18 protein-coding genes are annotated in these 18,425 nt (G+C 60.1%); 4 read left to right on the plus strand and 14 right to left on the minus strand.

Features of this window, described 5'->3' with window-relative positions; genetic code table 11:
• Positions 1-101 precede the first annotated feature (101 nt).
• Positions 102-1,541, plus strand: coding sequence for an amidase (locus tag NF876_RS23035; protein ID WP_262270882.1), 1,440 nt, complete (start codon positions 102-104; stop codon positions 1,539-1,541).
• A gap of 290 nt (positions 1,542-1,831) precedes the next feature.
• Here the strand turns inward: NF876_RS23035 and NF876_RS23040 are convergent, their stop codons facing one another.
• From NF876_RS23040 to NF876_RS23095, 12 genes are all read right to left on the minus strand, one after another.
• The gene (locus tag NF876_RS23040) at positions 1,832-2,353 is read right to left on the minus strand and encodes a Rossmann-fold NAD(P)-binding domain-containing protein (protein WP_262270883.1); all 522 of its coding nucleotides are present in this window, start codon (positions 2,351-2,353) and stop codon (positions 1,832-1,834) included.
• A gap of 303 nt (positions 2,354-2,656) precedes the next feature.
• Entirely contained in the window at positions 2,657-3,337 is a 681-nt protein-coding gene (locus NF876_RS23045; protein ID WP_262270884.1) for a 3-oxoacid CoA-transferase subunit B, read from the minus strand.
• Positions 3,337-4,071, minus strand: coding sequence for a CoA transferase subunit A (locus NF876_RS23050; RefSeq protein WP_262270885.1), 735 nt, complete (start codon positions 4,069-4,071; stop codon positions 3,337-3,339). The genes NF876_RS23045 and NF876_RS23050 overlap by 1 nt, the downstream gene beginning before the upstream one ends.
• Positions 4,072-4,103: 32 nt before the next feature.
• Positions 4,104-5,288 carry a bifunctional 3-oxoadipate enol-lactonase/4-carboxymuconolactone decarboxylase PcaDC gene (pcaDC, locus tag NF876_RS23055; RefSeq protein WP_262270886.1) on the minus strand — a complete coding sequence of 395 codons (1,185 nt, stop codon included), beginning with the start codon at positions 5,286-5,288 and terminating at the stop codon, positions 4,104-4,106.
• A 40-nt stretch (positions 5,289-5,328) separates the two neighbouring features.
• Complete coding sequence (locus NF876_RS23060; RefSeq protein WP_262270887.1) at positions 5,329-6,177, minus strand: 3-oxoadipate:acetyl-CoA acetyltransferase; 849 nt, start codon at positions 6,175-6,177, stop codon at positions 5,329-5,331.
• Between the two features lie 22 nt (positions 6,178-6,199).
• Positions 6,200-6,829 carry a protocatechuate 3,4-dioxygenase subunit alpha gene (gene pcaG / locus NF876_RS23065; RefSeq protein WP_262270888.1) on the minus strand — a complete coding sequence of 210 codons (630 nt, stop codon included), beginning with the start codon at positions 6,827-6,829 and terminating at the stop codon, positions 6,200-6,202.
• Positions 6,830-6,833: 4 nt separating this feature from the next.
• Positions 6,834-7,559: a protocatechuate 3,4-dioxygenase subunit beta gene (pcaH, locus tag NF876_RS23070; protein WP_262270898.1), complete on the minus strand. Its 726-nt coding sequence runs from the start codon at positions 7,557-7,559 to the stop codon at positions 6,834-6,836.
• 72 nt (positions 7,560-7,631) lie between these two features.
• Positions 7,632-9,524, minus strand: a complete 1,893-nt coding sequence (locus NF876_RS23075) for a bifunctional sugar phosphate isomerase/epimerase/4-hydroxyphenylpyruvate dioxygenase family protein (protein WP_262270889.1) — start codon at positions 9,522-9,524, stop codon at positions 7,632-7,634.
• A gap of 86 nt (positions 9,525-9,610) precedes the next feature.
• The gene (locus NF876_RS23080) at positions 9,611-10,627 is read right to left on the minus strand and encodes a TRAP transporter substrate-binding protein (protein ID WP_262270899.1); all 1,017 of its coding nucleotides are present in this window, start codon (positions 10,625-10,627) and stop codon (positions 9,611-9,613) included.
• A 68-nt stretch (positions 10,628-10,695) separates the two neighbouring features.
• On the minus strand, positions 10,696-11,976 hold the full coding sequence (locus NF876_RS23085) for a TRAP transporter large permease (protein WP_262270890.1): 1,281 nt from the start codon (positions 11,974-11,976) through the stop codon (positions 10,696-10,698).
• Complete coding sequence (locus NF876_RS23090) at positions 11,973-12,584, minus strand: TRAP transporter small permease (protein WP_262270891.1); 612 nt, start codon at positions 12,582-12,584, stop codon at positions 11,973-11,975. The genes NF876_RS23085 and NF876_RS23090 overlap by 4 nt, the downstream gene beginning before the upstream one ends.
• A 47-nt stretch (positions 12,585-12,631) precedes the next feature.
• Positions 12,632-13,492: a shikimate dehydrogenase gene (locus NF876_RS23095; RefSeq protein ID WP_262270900.1), complete on the minus strand. Its 861-nt coding sequence runs from the start codon at positions 13,490-13,492 to the stop codon at positions 12,632-12,634.
• A gap of 451 nt (positions 13,493-13,943) precedes the next feature.
• Between NF876_RS23095 and NF876_RS23100 the strand changes: the two genes are divergently transcribed.
• The 3 genes from NF876_RS23100 to NF876_RS23110 all read left to right on the plus strand — a co-directional run bounded on the left by NF876_RS23100 (position 13,944) and on the right by NF876_RS23110 (position 16,531).
• Positions 13,944-14,612 carry a TetR/AcrR family transcriptional regulator gene (locus tag NF876_RS23100; RefSeq protein ID WP_262270892.1) on the plus strand — a complete coding sequence of 223 codons (669 nt, stop codon included), beginning with the start codon at positions 13,944-13,946 and terminating at the stop codon, positions 14,610-14,612.
• A 623-nt stretch (positions 14,613-15,235) separates the two neighbouring features.
• Positions 15,236-15,685, plus strand: a complete 450-nt coding sequence (gene aroQ, locus NF876_RS23105) for a type II 3-dehydroquinate dehydratase (protein ID WP_262270893.1) — start codon at positions 15,236-15,238, stop codon at positions 15,683-15,685.
• A 63-nt stretch (positions 15,686-15,748) separates the two neighbouring features.
• Entirely contained in the window at positions 15,749-16,531 is a 783-nt protein-coding gene (locus NF876_RS23110; RefSeq protein ID WP_373696707.1) for a GntR family transcriptional regulator, read from the plus strand.
• A 109-nt stretch (positions 16,532-16,640) separates the two neighbouring features.
• Here NF876_RS23110 and NF876_RS23115 read toward each other — a convergent pair whose 3' ends face one another.
• Both NF876_RS23115 and NF876_RS23120 read right to left on the minus strand, forming a co-directional pair.
• Positions 16,641-17,663 carry a TRAP transporter substrate-binding protein gene (locus NF876_RS23115; RefSeq protein WP_262270895.1) on the minus strand — a complete coding sequence of 341 codons (1,023 nt, stop codon included), beginning with the start codon at positions 17,661-17,663 and terminating at the stop codon, positions 16,641-16,643.
• Between the two features lie 524 nt (positions 17,664-18,187).
• A partial coding sequence (locus NF876_RS23120) for an adenylate/guanylate cyclase domain-containing protein (RefSeq protein WP_315975065.1) occupies positions 18,188-18,425 on the minus strand: 238 nt, incomplete at its 5' end.

An 18,425-nucleotide genomic window follows, 5' to 3' on the forward strand; every position in this document is an offset into this window, starting at 1 on the left:
TCGTCAAGCCCTGTGCAGGTTGATGTTCGGGCCAGCGCAGGATGTGCTATGCAGTGGACCCAAACCGCCGCGATGGAATGCTAACGCAAGGGTGTAGGATCATGACGACTGACATGGGTTTGACCAAACTCACAGCCTGTGCGGTTGTCGACCTTCTGCAAAGGGGCGAGGTCTCCCCGCTCGATTGCCTCGACGCTCTAGAGGCCCGCATAGCCGCCGTCGACGATACGGTCAACGCGCTTCCCATCCTGTGCTTCGAGCGCGCCCGCGAGCAGGCTCGCCGGCTGATGCAACGCCCCCTTGGCGAGCGCGGCCGTCTGGCGGGACTACCTGTGCCAATCAAAGACCTGACCGACGTGGCAGGGGTGCGCACCACCCAGGGCTCGCCCATCTTCGCGGACTTCGTGCCCGAGGCCTCGGATATCCTGGCCCAGACGCTCGAAGCTGAAGGTGGGTTGATCTACGCCAAGTCCAATACCCCGGAGTTCGGCGCCGGCGGCAACACCTTCAACGAGGTCTTCGGCACCACATTGAATCCCTGGAACACAGCACTTTCCGCCGCAGGATCATCGGGTGGGGCCGCGGTCGCACTCGCCACGGGAACAGCATGGGTAGCGCAAGGATCCGACTTGGGCGGCAGCCTGCGCAATCCGGCCAGCTTCTGCGGTGTGGTCGGCCTGCGGCCGAGTCCCGGCCGCGTCGCCAGCACGCCCGGCGCGAAGATTGACCGGCTCCTCAGCGTGAACGGCCCGATGGGCCGCACCGTGGAAGACACCGCTCTGCTTCTCGATGCCATGACAGGGGAGAGCCCTGGCGATCCCATCTCGTTGCCCAGGACAGAAAGCTTTCTGGCTGCGGCACGCTCGGGGTGGCGACCAGTGCGGGTGGCTTACTCTGCCGACCTGGGTATTACACCCGTCGACCCGGAGGTCGCCGCCATTTGCCAGGCCGCGGCCCAACGGTTCACGGAGCTGGGTACCATCGTCGAAGAGGCGCATCCCAACTTATCGGAAGCCCATGATGCCTTCCAGGTCCTGCGCGGGGTGACGTTTGCCGTCAGCCATGCCGGCCTCCTACAGAACCATCGGGACAAGATGAAGCCGGAGGTGATCTGGAACATCGAGCAGGGCCTGAACTATTCGATGGCCGATGTTGTCCGAGCGGAGAACCAGCGTGCTACCCTGTTTCGGAGGATGAACGTCTTCTTTGACACTTATGATCTGCTTCTCTGCCCCGCCACGATTGTAGCCGCCTACCCAGCGGGCGAACGCTATGTCAGCGAATGCGCTGGCCACAGCTTCTCGAACTATGTCGAATGGCTGGCCATCGCTTACGCCATTACTCTGACTGCGGCACCGGCCCTCAGCCTTCCCTGTGGCTTTACCCGCGATGGACGCCCTGTTGGGTTGCAGATCGTCGGCCGCGCCCGGGCGGAAGGAGCGGTCCTGGCCGGAGCGCTGGCCCTCGAGGACGTTCTTGGGCTGCGAGGCACCACGCCGATTGATCCGCAATCGCCGCCTGCGATGAACCTACCGGGTTAGCCTATCAGCGTCGGATGGCATCTCAGCTTGCTAGCGGCCCTACTGTGGCCGAGCATGACGTGGTGGCATCCCCGATGCATAAGGCCCTGCGAAGCTGCGCATTGGCATAAGCGAATTGCTGTGCCGATCCCTGGAAAGGCCATTTGGAGCGCAGGAAGGTCCGCTCGGGGTCATAGAGTAACGAACAGCAAATGAAATGAAGGTCCGCTCACCGCCGCATGAGCTGACCAAGGCGCTTCTTCTGCGAAGTGCCAGAATCGGCCATTTCCCTAACGCGTAAGATGTGCCTGTCAGGGGCCGGCGATGGTTCGCAGCGGATCCAGCAACCCCGGGTGTTCGGAGAAATACCCATCCAGAGCCATAGGCGGGTGTCCACTGATACTGAGGACCGCATCGCTGACGGGTTCCAGTTCGCCTCGGGCGATGGCCACGTACGATCCCAGCCATGTGTCCACCTCCCAATCGGCTGCACCGAGCCGCGAGCGCCATCGCCGCCCCTCCTCTAGCGTTTCCCGCTCGTATCGCAGCGGGGGTCCGGTGTGCGCTGACAGCCGTTGGGCGACCTCGTCGAGGGAGAGCGTCTCGGGCTCCGTGACGTTGTAGGTGGCACCCACGTGGCTCGCATTCGTCAGGACCCGTGCGGCGACCTGGGCCACGTCCTCCCGCGCCACGAAGGCGACCCGGCCCTCGCCGGCGGGACCGCGCACCGCGCCCGTGGCGGCATCGAACATCTCCGGCAGCAGGTCGAGATAGAGGCAGTCGCGCAGGATCATAAAGCCGATGCCGCTCGCCTTCAGGTGCTCCTCGGTCATGACGTGGTCGCGCGAGTACGGGAACCCCGAGGTTGGCGCTTCAGATCCTCGCAGGGTGCCGCGACGGCGGAGGTTGCCAGGAGTGAGCCGCAGAGGAGAGACAGGGCTACCATCCCTCTCCTCTCGGAGACCGAACGAGTTTCTGTACGCAACTGCTTCTGAGCTGTCATCGAATCCTCCCAGTTGATGTTCTGATGTCCAACCCGGCTCTCGACCGGACGCGATCCCGGTCCGCCCACGCTCCGTAGGGAAGCAATGGGCGCCAGCCGGCTTCGTCGTGATGAGGCGGACACATGAGGAATGTCAGGCCGCGCTGGCCTGGCCGCTGCCAAGGGCGACCTTGAACTCGGCCTGGGTCTTGGCCCTGATCTCCTCCACGGTCACGCCGTCGGCGAGCTCGACCAGGGTCATGCCGGTGCCGCCCTTCTTGTCGATGGAGAACACGCCGAGATCGGTAATCACCAGATCGACCACTCCGGTTCCCGTCAGCGGCAGGTTGCAGCTCTTGAGGAGCTTGGGGTCTTCGGAGCCGTCCTTGGCCTTGGCCACGTGCTCCATCACCACGACGACGCGCTTCACCCCGGCAACCAGGTCCATGGCGCCGCCCATGCCCTTGACCATCTTGCCCGGGATCATCCAGTTGGCGAGATCGCCGTTCTCGGCCACCTGCATGGCGCCCAGGATCGACAGGTCGATATGGCCGCCGCGGATCATGCCGAAGGAATCGGCGCTCGAGAAATAGCTGGTGGTCGGCAGTTCGGTGATCGTCTGCTTGCCGGCATTGATCAGGTCCGCGTCCTCCTCGCCCTCATACGGGAACGGACCCATGCCGAGCATGCCGTTCTCCGACTGGAGCTGGACGCGCATGCCCTTGGGAATGAAATTGGAGACCAGCGTCGGGATGCCGATGCCGAGATTGACGTAAAAGCCGTCGCGCAGCTCCTTGGCCGCGCGCTCGGCCATCTGCTCACGGGTCCAGGCCATCAGACTTCCTCCCCTGCTCCGGCAGGCGCAGCCTCGGCGCGCTTGCGGGTCGTGCGTTGCTCGATGTGCTTGACCGGGTTCGGCACATGGACCATGCGCTTCACGAAGATGCCCGGCGTATGGATGCAGTCCGGATCGATCGAGCCGGCCGGCACCAGGTTCTCGACCTCGGCGATGGTCAGCCGGGATGCGGTCGCCATCATCGGGTTGAAGTTGCGGGCCGTCTTCCGGTAGACGAGATTGCCTTCCGTATCACCTCTATGCGCGTGTACGATGGAGATGTCGGCGAACAGGCCCGTCTCCATGACGTATTTCTCGCCGTCGAACTCGCGCACCTCCTTGCCCTCGGCGATCAGCGTGCCCACGCCCGTCTTGGTGTAGAAGGCCGGGATGCCCGCCCCGCCGGCGCGGATGCGCTCGGCCAGCGTGCCCTGCGGGTTGAATTCCAGCTCCAGCTCGCCCGAGAGGAATTGCTGAGCGAACAGCTTGTTCTCGCCGACGTAAGACGAGATCATCTTGCGGATCTGGCGGGTCTCCAGGAGGCGACCGAGGCCGATCCCGTCCACGCCGGCATTGTTGGAGATGAAGGTCAGACCCTTCGCCCCCGAATCACGGATCGCCTCGATCAGGGCCTCCGGAATTCCGCACAGGCCGAACCCGCCGGCCATGATGGTCATGCCGTCCTTGACCATTCCGGCCAGCGCTGCCTGCGCATCGCTGTACACCTTATCCATTCTCAGCCCTTTCGGTTGGCATGATCGTCCCGTCACGCAAGCTCGTCTCCGAGCACATCCCTCACCCAGCGAAATGCGGCATTTGCCACCGGCACGCCCGCATAGATCGCGCTCTGCAAGAGCAGGGACTGCAACTCATCAGCCGTCACACCGTTCTTCAGCGCCGGCCTCACATGGAGCTTGAACTCCTCCTCCCGGTGCAAGGCCACCATCATGGCCAACGTCACCAGAGAGCGTGTCTTCCATGGCAGGCGTGGGTCGCCCCATACCTCGCCCCAGGCGGTGCGGGTAATGAAGTCCTGCCAGGGCTGGGCGAACGTCCCGGCCTTCGCCAGCGAGCGGTCCACATGCTCCTCGCCGAGCACGCTCTTGCGGTTCAAGAGCCCGACATTAAATGGCACTGCGCCCAAGGCTCCATTGCCTTCCCGGCCACGGTGCTGGTCCAGGAACGAGACCAGATAGGCCCCAACCTTCTCGGCCTGTTCGACCGCCAGCAGGTGCGCGGCGCGAGGAAGCACGATCATCTCGGCACCAGGAATCGTAGACCGGAGTTCCTCGGCCATCGGTACGGGGGTAGCCGGATCATCCGCTCCCGCGATCACCAGAGTTGGGGCGGAGATCCGTCCGATGACAGATCGCAGGTCCATGCGCCCAATCGCATTGCAGCAGACGGCATAGCCTGCCGGGTCGATACCGATGAAGGTCTCTCGCACAGGGGAGACCCGCTCCGGCGCCTGGGCGGGATAGCCCGGCGTGAACCAGCGCCCCATCGTGGCGTCGACGATGGCAACTGTGCCCTGCGCCCGCACGAGGGAGGCCCGCTCGTCCCACGATTGCTGGCTCGGCATATAAGCTGAGGTGGCCATCAAGGTCAGGCTGGCCACGCGATCCGGATAGCGGCTCGCCAGCGCCTGCCCTGTCATGCCGCCCAGAGACAATCCAACTACATGGGGCATGGCCATTTTGAGGCCATCGAGAAGACCGACGAGATCCGCCGCTAAGCCGTCGATCGAGATGGGGGTGTCCACAACCTGAGAGCGACCATGACCGCGCGTGTCGTAACGCAGGACCTGGTACTTCCCCCGCAGAGCCGGAACGACCCCATCCCACATGGCTAACGTGGTGCCGAGTGAGTTTGAAAAGACCACTACCGGTGCACCGGTCGGTCCGCTGAGTTCATAGAAAACGTCGACACCGTTTACTTGTAGCAGGGGCATCGATTACATCCGATCACAAACGGAGAGGTCTAAGGCTCACTCAGGCCGCCTGTATGCCTTGAGCAGGTTTAAGCCCGAGAAGTGCGCGGGCCTCGTCAGCAGTGGCGACACGACGGCCGTGGCGGCGCACCGCGTCAGCCGCCAATGACACCAGTTCCGCATTCGAGGCGGCGAGCCGCTCTTTGGTAACCCGGATGTTGTCTTCGAGCCCGGTACGGACCGCATCGGCCCCGCGCTCCAGGGCCCATTCCATGACTTGTGCTTGATGGCGGCCGATGCCGGCCGCCGTCCAGGTACATGCCGGGAACAGCCTCCTGGCTTCATTGAGCAGGATATCAAGCAGCCCTTCCTCGGCCGGCATGGCATTCTGCACGCCCATGACGAACTGGATGTGCGGGTGCTCGTCGAGCAGACCCTTGTCAGCCAAGCGGCGGGCGCCGTGCAGGTGGGAGAGGTCAAAGATCTCGATCTCGGGTCTGACACCGAACTCCTTCATTTTGTCGGCCATCTCCTCGACCAGGGTCGTATGGTTCTCATAGACGATGGTCGGGAAGTTCACCGATCCGGTGGAGAGAGACGCCATGTCGGGCCGCAAGTAGAGCGCAGAGCTGCGCAGCGACGGGTCACGCCCGCGTCCGCCCGTGGAGAACTGGACGATCATGCCCGGGCAGAGACGGGTCACCCCCTCCTGCACCTGCCGGAACCGCTCTGGATCGGACGAGGACGTCTCGTCGTCGTTGCGGACGTGAATATGCACGAGTGTTGCGCCCGCTTCGTATGCCCCGCGCGTACTCTCGACCTGCTCGGGTGGCAGGATCGGCACCGCCGGGTTGTCCTTCTTGCGTGGCACCGACCCAGTGATGGCGACGGCAATGATAACAGGGTTCATCGAAATGGTCCTTGGTTGATGCTCAGAGATCGAAGAAGACGGTCTCGCGCTCGCCTTGGAGATGGATGTCGAAGACATAAACGATCTCCCTTTCCCGCTCCTCGCGCCGGGCGATCAAAGTCTCCCGCCGCTCACGCGGCTCGACGATGTTGAGCACTGGATCCTGTGCGTTCGCCTCAGCCTCATCGGAGAAGTACAACCGCGTGCTGAGCCCGATGTTGATGCCACGCGCTGCCAACCAGACGTTCACGTGTGGCGCCATGGGCCGGTGCCCCCTCCTGCCAATCACAGGGCCGGGCTTGACCGTCTCGAAGGTATAGAGACCCGTTTCGAAGTTAGTCCCGGTTCGGCCCCAGCCACGGAATGCAGGATCGATAGCCTTGTCGTCCTGCCGGTCGGCGGGGTGGTTGTAACGGCCGGCCGCATTGGCCTGCCAGATCTCGACGAGGACATCGCGCGCCAGCGCTCCCAGGCCGTCGAAGATCCGCCCCTCGATACGAATGCGCTCACCGACCGTGTCGGGCCCCACGAGCACATGGCTAAAGTTCTTCTTGAAGATGTCAAAGCCGGCCTGGTGCGGGATCAAGCCGATATGCACGTAGGGACCGGCTGTCTGGGATGAACTTTCTTTGTATGGGCGTGATGGAATCATGGCCTTAGTTCCCCTGCAGCTTGTTTTCGAACAATGTGGACCGACGGCCACGCAGCACAATGTTGAAGCGGTAGGCGAGGCAATCGAGCGGCACGGCAGCCTCTAGATCAAGAGGTGCAACCAACCGCTGGATGGCCTCTGGGTCCGGAATGGTTCCAGAAATCACATCCTGACCCAGGAGTGGATCTCCTTCGAAATACATCTGGGTGATCAGCCGTTGGGCAAAGCCGGAGCCAAAGACCGAGAAGTGAATATGCGCCGGCCGCCAGCTGTTGACGAAGTTCCGGAAGGGATAAGCCCCAGGCTTTACCGTCCGAAAGGCGTAGTAACCCTCTTGATTGGTCAGGGTGCGGCCGCAGCCGCCAAAGTTTGGATCGATCGGCGCCAGATAGCGGTCATTGACATGGCGGTAGCGGCCGCTCGCATTGGCCTGCCAAAACTCAACCAGCGTGTTCGGCACGCCGCGTCCGTTCTCATCGAGGACGTGGCCATGCACGATGATCCGCTCGCCTTGCGGCTCACCATCCTTGGCATAGTTCAGGATCAGATCGTTATCGAGCGGGCCAATGTCCTCAGGACTAAATACAGGTCCAGTCACCTCTGAGAGGGAATTCTGCAGCGACCAGAGTGGGATGCGGGGAGACCGCAACACACTTGTCTTGTAGTTGGGTGTGAAAGCAGGTGGATGAAGGCGGCGATCGCGCTGAATGAACTCGCTTTCAGGTCCCATGCCTTCCTCCCAATTATTTGCTTTAGTGCCCTTGTGGATGCTGTCGATGGTCATGGAACCGCTCCTGGACATTCAGTGCTTGGGCACCGTCGGGTCCGGTGCCAGGCGGGTTTGTGCCGCGAGGCGGATCGGCGCATTCACGGCACCGAAGCCCTGATATCCGCGACGCTCCACGATCTCGAAGAAGAACCCGTTCTCAAGGGTTCTCGTGTAGACCTGGAAGAACTCAGTGGCCCCATCCCGATCATAAAGGATATTGCCAACCCGCAGCCGCTCAATTTCCTCCTCCGAGAGATCCGCGCGCGCCTCAAGGTCTTCGTAGTAGTTCTCCGGGATCGGCAGCAACTCGACCCCGTTCGCTTTCAGCCGTTCGACCGTCGCGAGAATGTCCGAGGTCGCGAGTGCGATATGCTGAACGCCCGAGCCGAACATATCGGTCAGGAAGCGGGATGACTGGGTCTGCCGGCTCTGAGAGGCGTTGAGAATGAGGCGCAAGGCCCCGTCCCCACTCTCCACCACTTGACTTTGCACGACCCCCCCAGGGTCAATCACGTTCTGAACCGGCGTTTTCTGCACATCGAGCAAGGAGACGTAGAAGAGAAGCCACGTCAGCATCTCCTCATAGAACATTGACTGGGACACGTGATCGACGGTCGTGAGCCCTGCACCCGTAAAATCGCTGGCACCATCTGCCACGGGCTCGAAATCCGTATCCCAAAGTCGGTCAAGGCCGCTTTTGTGGTCGACGAAGTAAATCAGGCTGCCGCCGAGACCGCGAACGGCCGGGATGTCCAGTTCTCCCGGGCCCACCTGCTGTGCAAACGGCTGTTCCAAGAGCCGCACGGCCCGATCAATTGTTGCCGGGGCATCATCGACCCGCAAGGCGATGGCACAAACTGATGGCCCATGGGTGATGTTGAAGGAATGGGCAAAGCCCTCCTTGTCGCTGTTCACCACGACATTGATGTCGCCCTGCCGCCAGTGCGTGACGTCCTTGGAGCGATGCTTGCCAGCCTTGGCAAAGCCAAGCCCTGTTAAAACATCCTCGAAAGGCTTGGCACTTCTCTCGTCCATGGCGAATTCGACGAACTCCACCTCGTGGCTCGTCGCGCGAGGAGGAAGCTTGGGCAGGCCCGGAACCGGAGTACCCGTCCGTCTCTGAAGCTGATCAAGCATGAAAAGCAACGAACGGTGGCCGTCCACCGCGACGCTGCGGGCAGAGCCCGCTCGAAAGCGGTCGTTAAAGATCTCAAGCGAGAGCAGGCCATCGAACCCGGTTGCCTGAAGGGCGTCCATGAAGGCGTCGATGGGAAGATCCCCCTGCCCAGGGAAGCAGCGGTAGTGCCTGCTCCATGACAGGTAGTCCATGTCGAGCTGCGGCGCGTCGGCCATCTGGACAAGGAAAATCTTGTCCTTGGGGATGGAGCGGATCCCTGTCAGATCCGTCCCACGAGCGAGGATATGGAAGGAGTCGAGGACGAGACCGACCGCCGGGTGGTTGACACGGCGGACCACCTCCCAGGCTTCACGGTAGTCATTGACATGACGGCCCCAGGCCAACGCTTCGAATGCCACCCGCATGCCGCGTTTTGCTGCTCGCTCCCCGAGTTCGTAAAAGTCTGCCGCAGCTCGGTCTATCCCGCCAAGGCTGTCGGGCGAGACATTGCTGCACACCATCAGGAAGTCACAGCCAAGCTCCTGCATGACGTCGAACTTGCGCTCGGCACGTGAGAATACCTTGGCGCGCTTTGGCTCCGGCATGCCCTCGAAGTCCCGGAACGGTTGGAAGACAGCGCTAACAAGGCCAAGGCCTTCGACCATTCGCCGTACGTCCGTCGGCGTTCCATTGAACGACAACAAGTCGTTCTCGAAGATCTCGACTCCTTTGAACTGAGCTGCCGCGATAGCTTGGAGCTTCTCGTCCAATGTCCCGCTGAGACAAACAGTGGCGATGGCGGTTTGCACGGCTTTGCTACCTTCATTCTGCAAGATGCGGATGGTTGTGCTGGCGGCGATCGGCCGCCAGTACGGGGATCACTCAGTCAACGGGCTCAGCGCGTTGCACGAGCCTTTTCGATTTCCGCAAAGAGTTCCTTCGATGCAGCCTCGTTTGCTTCCTTGGCGAACTTCTCGGTGACCGGCTTCACCTTATCGCGCAGCCTTGCGACCTCCTCCGGAGACAATTCGGTCAGCTGCATGCCCTGGGCCTTGAGCTGCTCAACCGCCTTGGCCTCGGCATCGCGAGAAACTTGACGCTGATAGGTTCTCGCCTCAGCAGCGGCCTCTTCGATGAGCTTTCTCTCTTCCGGATCGTAGCGATCCCAAACGCGCTTGCTGAAGATCAGGATCTGCGGGTTGTACACGTGCCGGGTAAAGGTGAGGTATTTCTGGACCTCGGCGAACTTCGACGTCTGGATGACGGTCGCGGGGTTCTCCTGGCCATCGACGGTCTTCTGCTCCAAGGCCGTGTAGAGTTCCGGGAAGGGCAGCGGCACGGCGTTGGCACCGAGCGTGTTGAACAGGTCAATGTAGAGGGGCGACTGCACAACGCGAACCTTGAGGCCCTGGATGTCCTCAAGTTTTGTCACGGGACGTCGGCTGTTTGTGAGGTTGCGGAATCCCAGATCCCAATAGCCGAGACCGACAAGGTTCTTAGGGACGAGAGACTCTGAGAGCTTCTGTCCGAAGGGACCATCCACCACGGTGTCGGCCTGCTTCGCGCTATCAAACAGGAACGGCAGGTCAAAGAGGCCGAACTCCTTGACCTGGCCGACGAGCAGACCGGCGTTCAGGACCGTCATGTCGATGGTGCCGCCCTGAAGTGATGAAACGGTTTGCAGGTCGCCGCCGAGCTGACCACTGGGGAAGAGGCGAACCTTCATCTTGCCGCCGCTCTTCTGCTCAACCAGCTCCGCAAACTTCTTGGCTCCCTGGCCCTGCGGGTGCTCCTGTGCATTCTGGAACGCAAACCGGATCGTGCGCTCCTTGATTTCGGCGCTGGCTGAGCCTGGTAAAAGGAATACTCCGCTGAGCATCACACCGGCAAGCATCGTGCAAACGCGCTTCATCTGTTTTCTCTCCCTATTGAGTACTTCGTCAGGAGCCGCCTCTTGCGGTCTCCGTATTGAGGGGCTTGCTAGCCTCCAATCAGTTTGGCTGGCCACATGACGAGCTGCGGGAACAGCACCATCAGGAACAGCACGACAAGCTGCGCCAGCAGGAAGGGCCACACGCCCTTCATCAGATCCTCCATGCTGATGCGCGACACTCCGGCCACGACATTGAGCACGGTGCCGACCGGCGGCGTGATCAGGCCGATCGAGTTGTTCACGATGAACAGCACGCCAAAGTAGACCGGGTCGATCCCTGCTGCCTTGACCACCGGCATCAGGATCGGCGTCAGGATCAGGATCGTCGGGGTCATGTCCATGGCCGTGCCGACGATCACAACAATCACCATGATGGCAATCAGCAGCATTGTCTGGTTGCCCATGAACGGCTGGAGCAGGTCGATCACGGAGGTGGCAATCTCCGACACCGTGATCAGCCAGGCCGAGACCAGGGCTGCGGCCACCAGCAGCATGACGACGGCTGTTGTCTGGGCCGAGGTCACGAAGACGGCAAACAGCTCCGAGATCTTGAGCTCGCGGTAGACGAACACCGCCACGATCAGGGAGTACACCGCCGCCACGACGGCCGCCTCTGTTGGCGTGAAGACACCGAACTTCAGCCCGAAGATGATGATGAAGGGCAGCATCAAGGCCCAGACACCCTCGCGCAGGGCACGACCGATCTCACCGGCCGACTTCTTCGGCGGGCTGGCGATGTTTTCCTTGCGCACTTCCCACCACCAGGCGAAGGCCAAGCCCAGGCCGATCAGGATGCCGGGAACCAGGCCGGCCAGGAACAGCTTGGTGATCGACACGCCGCCCACGACACCAAAGATCACGAAGCCGATGCTGGGCGGGATCACCGGCCCGATGACGCCGGAGGCGGCGATGAGCCCGCCGGAGAGGGGCTTGCTGTGGCCGGCTTTGACCATCATCGGCACGAGCAGGGCCGAGAGGGCTGCCGCATCGGCCACGGCCGAGCCGGACAAAGCCGAGAGAATGCAGGCGGCCAGAATGGCCACATAGCCAAGGCCGCCCTTCACGTGCCCGACCAGCGCCAGAGCCACATCGACGATGCGCTTGGACAGGCCGCCAGTGTTCATGATTTCGCCGGCCAGCATGAAGAACGGCACGGCCAGCAGCGGGAAGCTGTCAGCGCCATTGATGATGTTCTGGGCCACGATCTGAGCGTCGAACATGTCCATGTAGTACATCAGGGCGATGCCGCTGATGAGCAGCGCATAGGCGATCGGCATGCCGATGGCCATGGTGCCGAGAAGGGAACCAACAAAGACGGCGATGGTCATGACTGCGCCCTCCGGGTTGCGGTTTCGGGGGCCTGGCTGGCGAGCGCGCTTTCGCGGCGATCGCGCTCGGCGAGCTCGTGCTGGAGTGCCTCAAGTTCTTCCTGCTCCTCCGACTCCTTGACCATGACGAGTTCTTCGTCGGAGAGCTTGCCGGTCGCAGTCCGGTAGAGATCGACAAGCAGAATGAGCCCCGTGGAGATGCCGAACACCACACCGACGCCGTAGAACCAGCCGGTGGACAGACCGGAGGCCGGAGCCGCCACATCCCAGTTGATCAGGGTCTGCTCCCAGCTGCCTTGCAGGAGAAGCCAAGTGGCGTAGAGCATGAGGACTTGGCTGACGATGAGGCAGGCACGCTTGCCGACATTGGGCAGACGCTTGACCAGGGTGTCCACGCCAAGATGCCCGCGCCCTCGTAGAGCCACGATCGCGCCGAGAAAGGTCAGCCAGACGAACAGCCAGCGCGAGAGCTCCTCAGAGACGGTGATACCCGAGTTGAAGGCGTAGCGCAGCACCACATTGCCGAAGACCAGGACCACCATGATGGCCAGGAAGAGGGCAATCAGGATCTTCAGCAGCTTAAAGTAGCCTTCCACGATCATATTCATCGGCGTTTCCTCTCGTTTGCGTCCTTATTGTTTGTGAGTTGGACGCGTCACATCGACTGAAAGTGTTGCCTCATGCGCTCCGGATCGGGCTCGATGCCGGTGAAAAGACGGAAGGCTCCGACGGCCTGGAAGACCGCCATGCCGCCGCCGCCCATGGTGCGGCAGCCCAGGGCACGAGCCGCTCGCAGCAGTTCCGTCTCAAGGGGGAAGTAGACGATATCCGCAACCCAGAGGCCGGGGTGCAGAAGGGGGGCGGGAAGTGCCATGCCGGGATATTTGGCCATTCCGACAGGCGTCGTGTTGACAATACCGTTTGCACGCGCCACCGCCGGCTCAAGGTCGTCGGCCGCCTCAGCGCGCTCGCCGCCAAAGCGCTTGCTCAGTTCGGAAGCGAGCTGCTCAGCACGGCTCCTGTCCGTATCGACAATCTCAAGTGTGCCGACGCCAAGAGTCAGCAAGGCGTGTGCCACAGCGGCCCCTGCGCCACCGGCCCCGAACTGCACAACGCGATCGCGGCTGAGATCCATCAGTTCGCGTTTGAAGCTTTCCGCAAAGCCCCACCAGTCGGTGTTGTGCCCGATGCTGCGCCCGTCGCGAAACACGACCGTATTGACAGCACCGAGGGCTTGGGCATCCGGTGTCAGTTCATCCAGCAGTGGGATAATGGCCTGTTTGCAGGGGTAGGTGACGTTCAAGCCGGCAAAGCCCAAGCGCCGGGCTGCCGCAACCAGCTCGGGCAGGGCTTCCGGTCCGAGCCGGAGCATGTCGAAATCGATCAGCTTGTAGATGTACCGGAGGCCCTGCTCAGCTCCTTCGCGCTCATGCATGGCAGGCGTACGGGAGGCTTGGATGCCAGATCCGACGAGACCAACCAGGACAGATTGGGCGGAGGCGTACTGGGCTGCCAGGCTGGAGGTGCCGATGCTATCACTACCAGTCTCAGCTGACTGGGAATGGACGGTACGTGCACGAAGCATGGGATCAGCGCGTCGGATGCCGTCGGTGGGCATGGCCATGACGTCCCTCTTGGTGCTCGACACTTAGGTCGGAGCAGTTTCCTCATTATTGCCCGGGATCGAGGCATTTCTCTGCTCTCGAGTGCTTGCGTCCAACGGGCGAGATCATTAATGTACGAACTAGTTAGTATAGTCAACAGGGCTTATCAGTGTTTTTTCCCGCAACTCTCTCTGCCCTTAGGCGAACGGATATTACGCCGGTCCGTTAGATTGGCGGTTGGGAGCTTTCATATTGACGCTCAGACGATCTTGCTCTCAAACCGGGCTTAGGTCTGAGCTATGTCCTAAGAGGATCAGGTGAGAAGAGGCAGGTCGATGGTATGTCATGAGGAATGTACCCGCGATGCATGACGTTAAACCTTCCAGTCATGTTGCGAAGCGGTCGACTTCCGGCCGTGGCGGGTACGATCCCGAATTGACCCGCCAGAACATCTTGGCAATCGCAACCAAGGAGTTTGCGGAGAAAGGCTATAGCGGAGCACGCGTCGACGAGATCGCCGCCCGCACGAATACCAGCAAACGGATGATCTACTATTACTTTGAGGACAAGGAAGGATTGTTCGTTGCGGTGCTTGAAGACGCCTACCGGCGCATCAGGCAGATCGAAGCGACCCTGGATTTAGGCGGTCTTGAGCCGGAGGCTGCCATCCGGGCTCTTGTGGGCTTCACCTTTGATTACCAGAACTCGAATGAAGATTTCATTCGCCTTGTGATGGTGGAGAATATCCACCAAGGTGTCCATCTCGCACGCTCCCGAGCAATCCAGGAATTGAACGTCTCTGTGATCAACACGCTGCGAGGCATCTACGAGCGGGGTGTCGAGGACGGAATCTTCCGGAAAGGCATTGATGAGATCGATCTGCACATGACGATCAGTGCTTTGTGCTTCTTCAACGTCTCGAACCGTGCAACTTTCTCGCAGATCTTCAAGAGAGACATGGCGTCAGCGGACATGCTCGCTAAACGGCGGGAAACCGTAATCGATACGGTTATCCGCTATTTGAGGAAGTGATACCGCGAACGGATAAGCTACGGCGACGCCAGCACTTAGCCAAGGAGGGACGCATAGCGTTGACGGCGAAGTCCCTGATGGGTGTGATCCGCCTCTCCCACAACCTTAACCAATTTGGCGACGAACTGGCCAAGCAACAAAAGCAGTGAATGTGTGCGGTTTTTTGTCTTGTGGTTGGGCAGGTTTTGAGCAGGGAAGTGGGTAGCGGCCATAAGAGGATCTTTCTCAGTGAGAGCGTGACCTCAGGCGTTTCCTTCTTAATCTTTCCAAGGAATATGGGTCGGCTTGCCGCTCTGCACCAGCGAAAACGCGACATAGTTCGCCTGCACAATATGCATACCAAGAGCAACGAATGCTTAATTGTCTGCATCCAGCGCAAGCATCGGTCTCCACAGCAGCGGTGGCGTTCAGAGAATAGTGTGCGCGTCCAACGGAGGCATCTCGCGTCATCACGGCAGATGCCTTCAGCCGAATTGGCTGAAGTTTGGATGTGAATTGACGTTTTTGGCTCGCGCTGTCGGATATCACCTGGGCAATGGTCCAGAACAGCTTATGGAGCCGCGTTTCTCACTGGAGATGCAACCTCAGTATCAACTTTAACCGACAGCAGCAGGAAAGCCACCATGAGCCGCATCGTTTATGTCTTGAATGGCCCCAATCTGAATCTTCTCGGAAAGCGCCAGCCGGCGATCTACGGATATGAAACCTTAGCGGATGTAGAGGCAGAATGCCGCCGCGTTGGGGCTGAACTTAAGCTTGAGATTGAGTTTTGCCAAAGCAATGCTGAACATCAGATCATTGACTGGATCCACGAGGCGCGGGAGCGAGCGGGTGGCATTGTCATCAACCCAGCGGCCTTTACCCATACATCCGTCGCGATCCTCGATGCCCTGAACACCTGCGAGTTCCCGATCATTGAGGTGCACATCTCGAATGTGCATAAACGTGAGGCGTTCCGGCATCATTCCTATGTTTCAACCGTTGCCTCCGGGGTGATCGCTGGCTTTGGTACGCAAGGTTACCAATTGGCTCTTCAGCGGCTTGTACGTCTCATTAATGAGAGCCAACAATAGCTTCGACTCCGGCAGCCATTTGTGTTTTTACCCCACGCTGGAGTTCAAGGGAGTAAGGCTATGCTGTCAGACCCGTCGCAGGGTGAGACGGTCGGCGAAACCGCCTATCGCCGGATCCGCTTGGACATCGTGTTCGGCCGGCTCATCCCAGGCGAGAAGCTCAAGCTTGACCGGATCAGTGAGGCCTATGGTGTAAGCATCAGCACGCTGCGGGAGCTTCTGAGCCGGCTGTGCTCAGAGGGCTTAGCCGTCGCTGAAGGCCAGCGTGGGTTTGAGGTGGCGCCCGTCTCCGCAGAGGACTTCCGGGAAGTGGGGGCAATGCGACAGCTCCTTGAGTGTCACGCTCTGGAGCGGTCCTTCCAACGAGGTGATCTGGAGTGGGAAAGCCGTGTTGTCGCCGCCCATCATAAGCTATCAGTGCTGGAGAAGCGGATGCTTGCCGGCGACCACTCCGAGCCAGAGATCTGGAAGCAATCCGACTGGCAGTTTCATCACGCACTGATCTCCGCCTGCGGCTCCAAATTGCTTCTCGATACGCATGCTGCCATTTATGATAAGTATCTCCCCTACCAGATGGTAGCAGTGGTGTTCCGCGGCGAAGTTGCAGCAAACCAGCATCAAAAACTTCTCGAATGCGCCTTGGCGCGAGAATTTGGGACAGCCCAGCAGGTTTTGATTGATCATATCCAAGGCTGCGTCGAGGAAGCTCTTGTCCGTGATACGAACTGGGTGACGACGTTTGCTTCCAAACGAGCATCGGCTCCGACAAATTCCAATGACGCACATGGCAAACAAGTCAATCGGCGCGGTGACCGTCCTGCCAGGGCGCGATCAATTTCAGGATAGATCACCGGGCATTGAGCAGCCTTGGCGTGGCCTTGGAGCTGTGGCTGCGAGGTGCCGACAAAGAGAGCCGGCACCTCCATGGACAGTCGAAGCGGATAGCACGCCAAGACTACTGTTTGGTCGAGCGAATTCGCTCCAAGTCCGACATCATCTCTGCTGCACCGGCTTGCCCAAACTCGACAGTGAACTTCTCCCGCACGGCCTTGGTCTTCTCCCTCAGCTTTGTCACTTCAGCCTCTGACAAGGTCGAAAACTCCACGCCCTTAGATTTGAGCTCATCAAGAGCAGTAAGTTCAAACGCCCGAATGGTCTTCCGTTCAAAGTCCTTGGCTTCACTGGCAGCGTCCGTGATGAGGGCCTGCTCGTCCGGCGTGAGACGATCCCAGAATCGCTTGCTCATCAGGAAAGCCCAAACGCTGTAGATATGGTTGGACTGGACTGCGTATTTCTGTACCTCGTAGAACTTCGACGCGAGAATGGTGGCGAGCGGGTTCTCCTGCCCATCGATGGTCTTAGTCTCAAGGGCGGTATAAACCTCTGTGAAGGGCATCGGAACCGCATTGGCTCCGAGTTCCCGGAACGTGTCGATGAACAGCGGGTTTTGAATGACTCGTAGCTTAAGGCCTGCAAAGTCCTCCGCTTTGGTGATCGGCCTGCGACTGTTGGTTACCTGACGGAAGCCATTTTCCCAGAACCCGAACCCTATCAAGCCTTTCTCGGGAAGCTTGGCCATGAGCTTCTGCCCGAACGGGCCGTCCAATAAGGCATCGGCTTCTTGGCCGCTTTGAATCAGAAACGGCAGATTGATCAGTCCGAATTCCTTCAACCCGGAAATCCCAACCAGAGTTGAGGTGTCGGGGATGGTCATCTCCTGTGTGCCGCCCTGGAGGGCCGAGATCATCGTAACGTCATTCCCGAGAGCACCACCTGCGAAGAGGCGCACCTTGATCTTGCCGCCACTCTTCTGACTGACGATCTCGGCGAACTTTGTGACTGACTGTCCTTGCGGATGGTCGGCACTTAAACCGATGCCTATCTTGATGGTCCGGTCTTTGATGTCGGCCGCACGGGCGGGAGAAAGCAGAAATAAACCGACGACCAATGACGTGGAGAGAAGTGTGCCAATCGCCATCATTTCCTCCTCTAAGGGATCCGGCGCTTCATTCTACATCTGTTGCCCAAAAGTCCCGACTACTTATCAAGCTTATCAATTCGACAGCATGCGCCACCAGGGTCGAGCCTCTACACTCGGAATTCTTGGGGCTATTGAACCGCATCATCGACAGCGAGCCCTTTTCCATAAGGCGTCGCACTTCACCCAATGCATCCGGAACCAGCGTAGCGATTAGGCAGAAAGACGTCAGCGTGGTTATGCCCCGTGAAAGGTACAGTTGAAAGCTATCCTTTGAACGTTAGCTTATCGCCGCTTGTGCCTCCTCAACATACTGGATGTTGGGTCTGGTTCGCTGGGACAGAGCCAGATGTTGATCGCTTCAGCTACATTTTGGACTTTATCAACACTACCTGCCAAGGGCTGACATTCGTCTGACGCGTTGCCCCACCGTCACCGCCACTGCTCAACCCAAGATTTCGCTCTGTGGGAAGCTCAAGTTTATGTTTGGCATCTCAGATCACAAGGTTTTCAGATGCCACCCTTCATCCGGTGCCGCTGGCCCGCCAGAACGCCTCGTTTGGGCTGACGCCTTCTGAATCCGTACAGAAGTCCGGGTGGATACGATCGAGGAAGTACATATCGATGGCCCCGACATGCTTTACCTGAACCGAGCCACGGGGTTCGGTCTCGAACAGACGGGAGACCTGATGCCAGGTGCTGGCGGAGATATTCACGCGGCCCGGTTCACAAGCCTCTTCCAAGCGCTGCGCCACGTTCACT

The organism is Microvirga yunnanensis, from assembly GCF_025460875.1.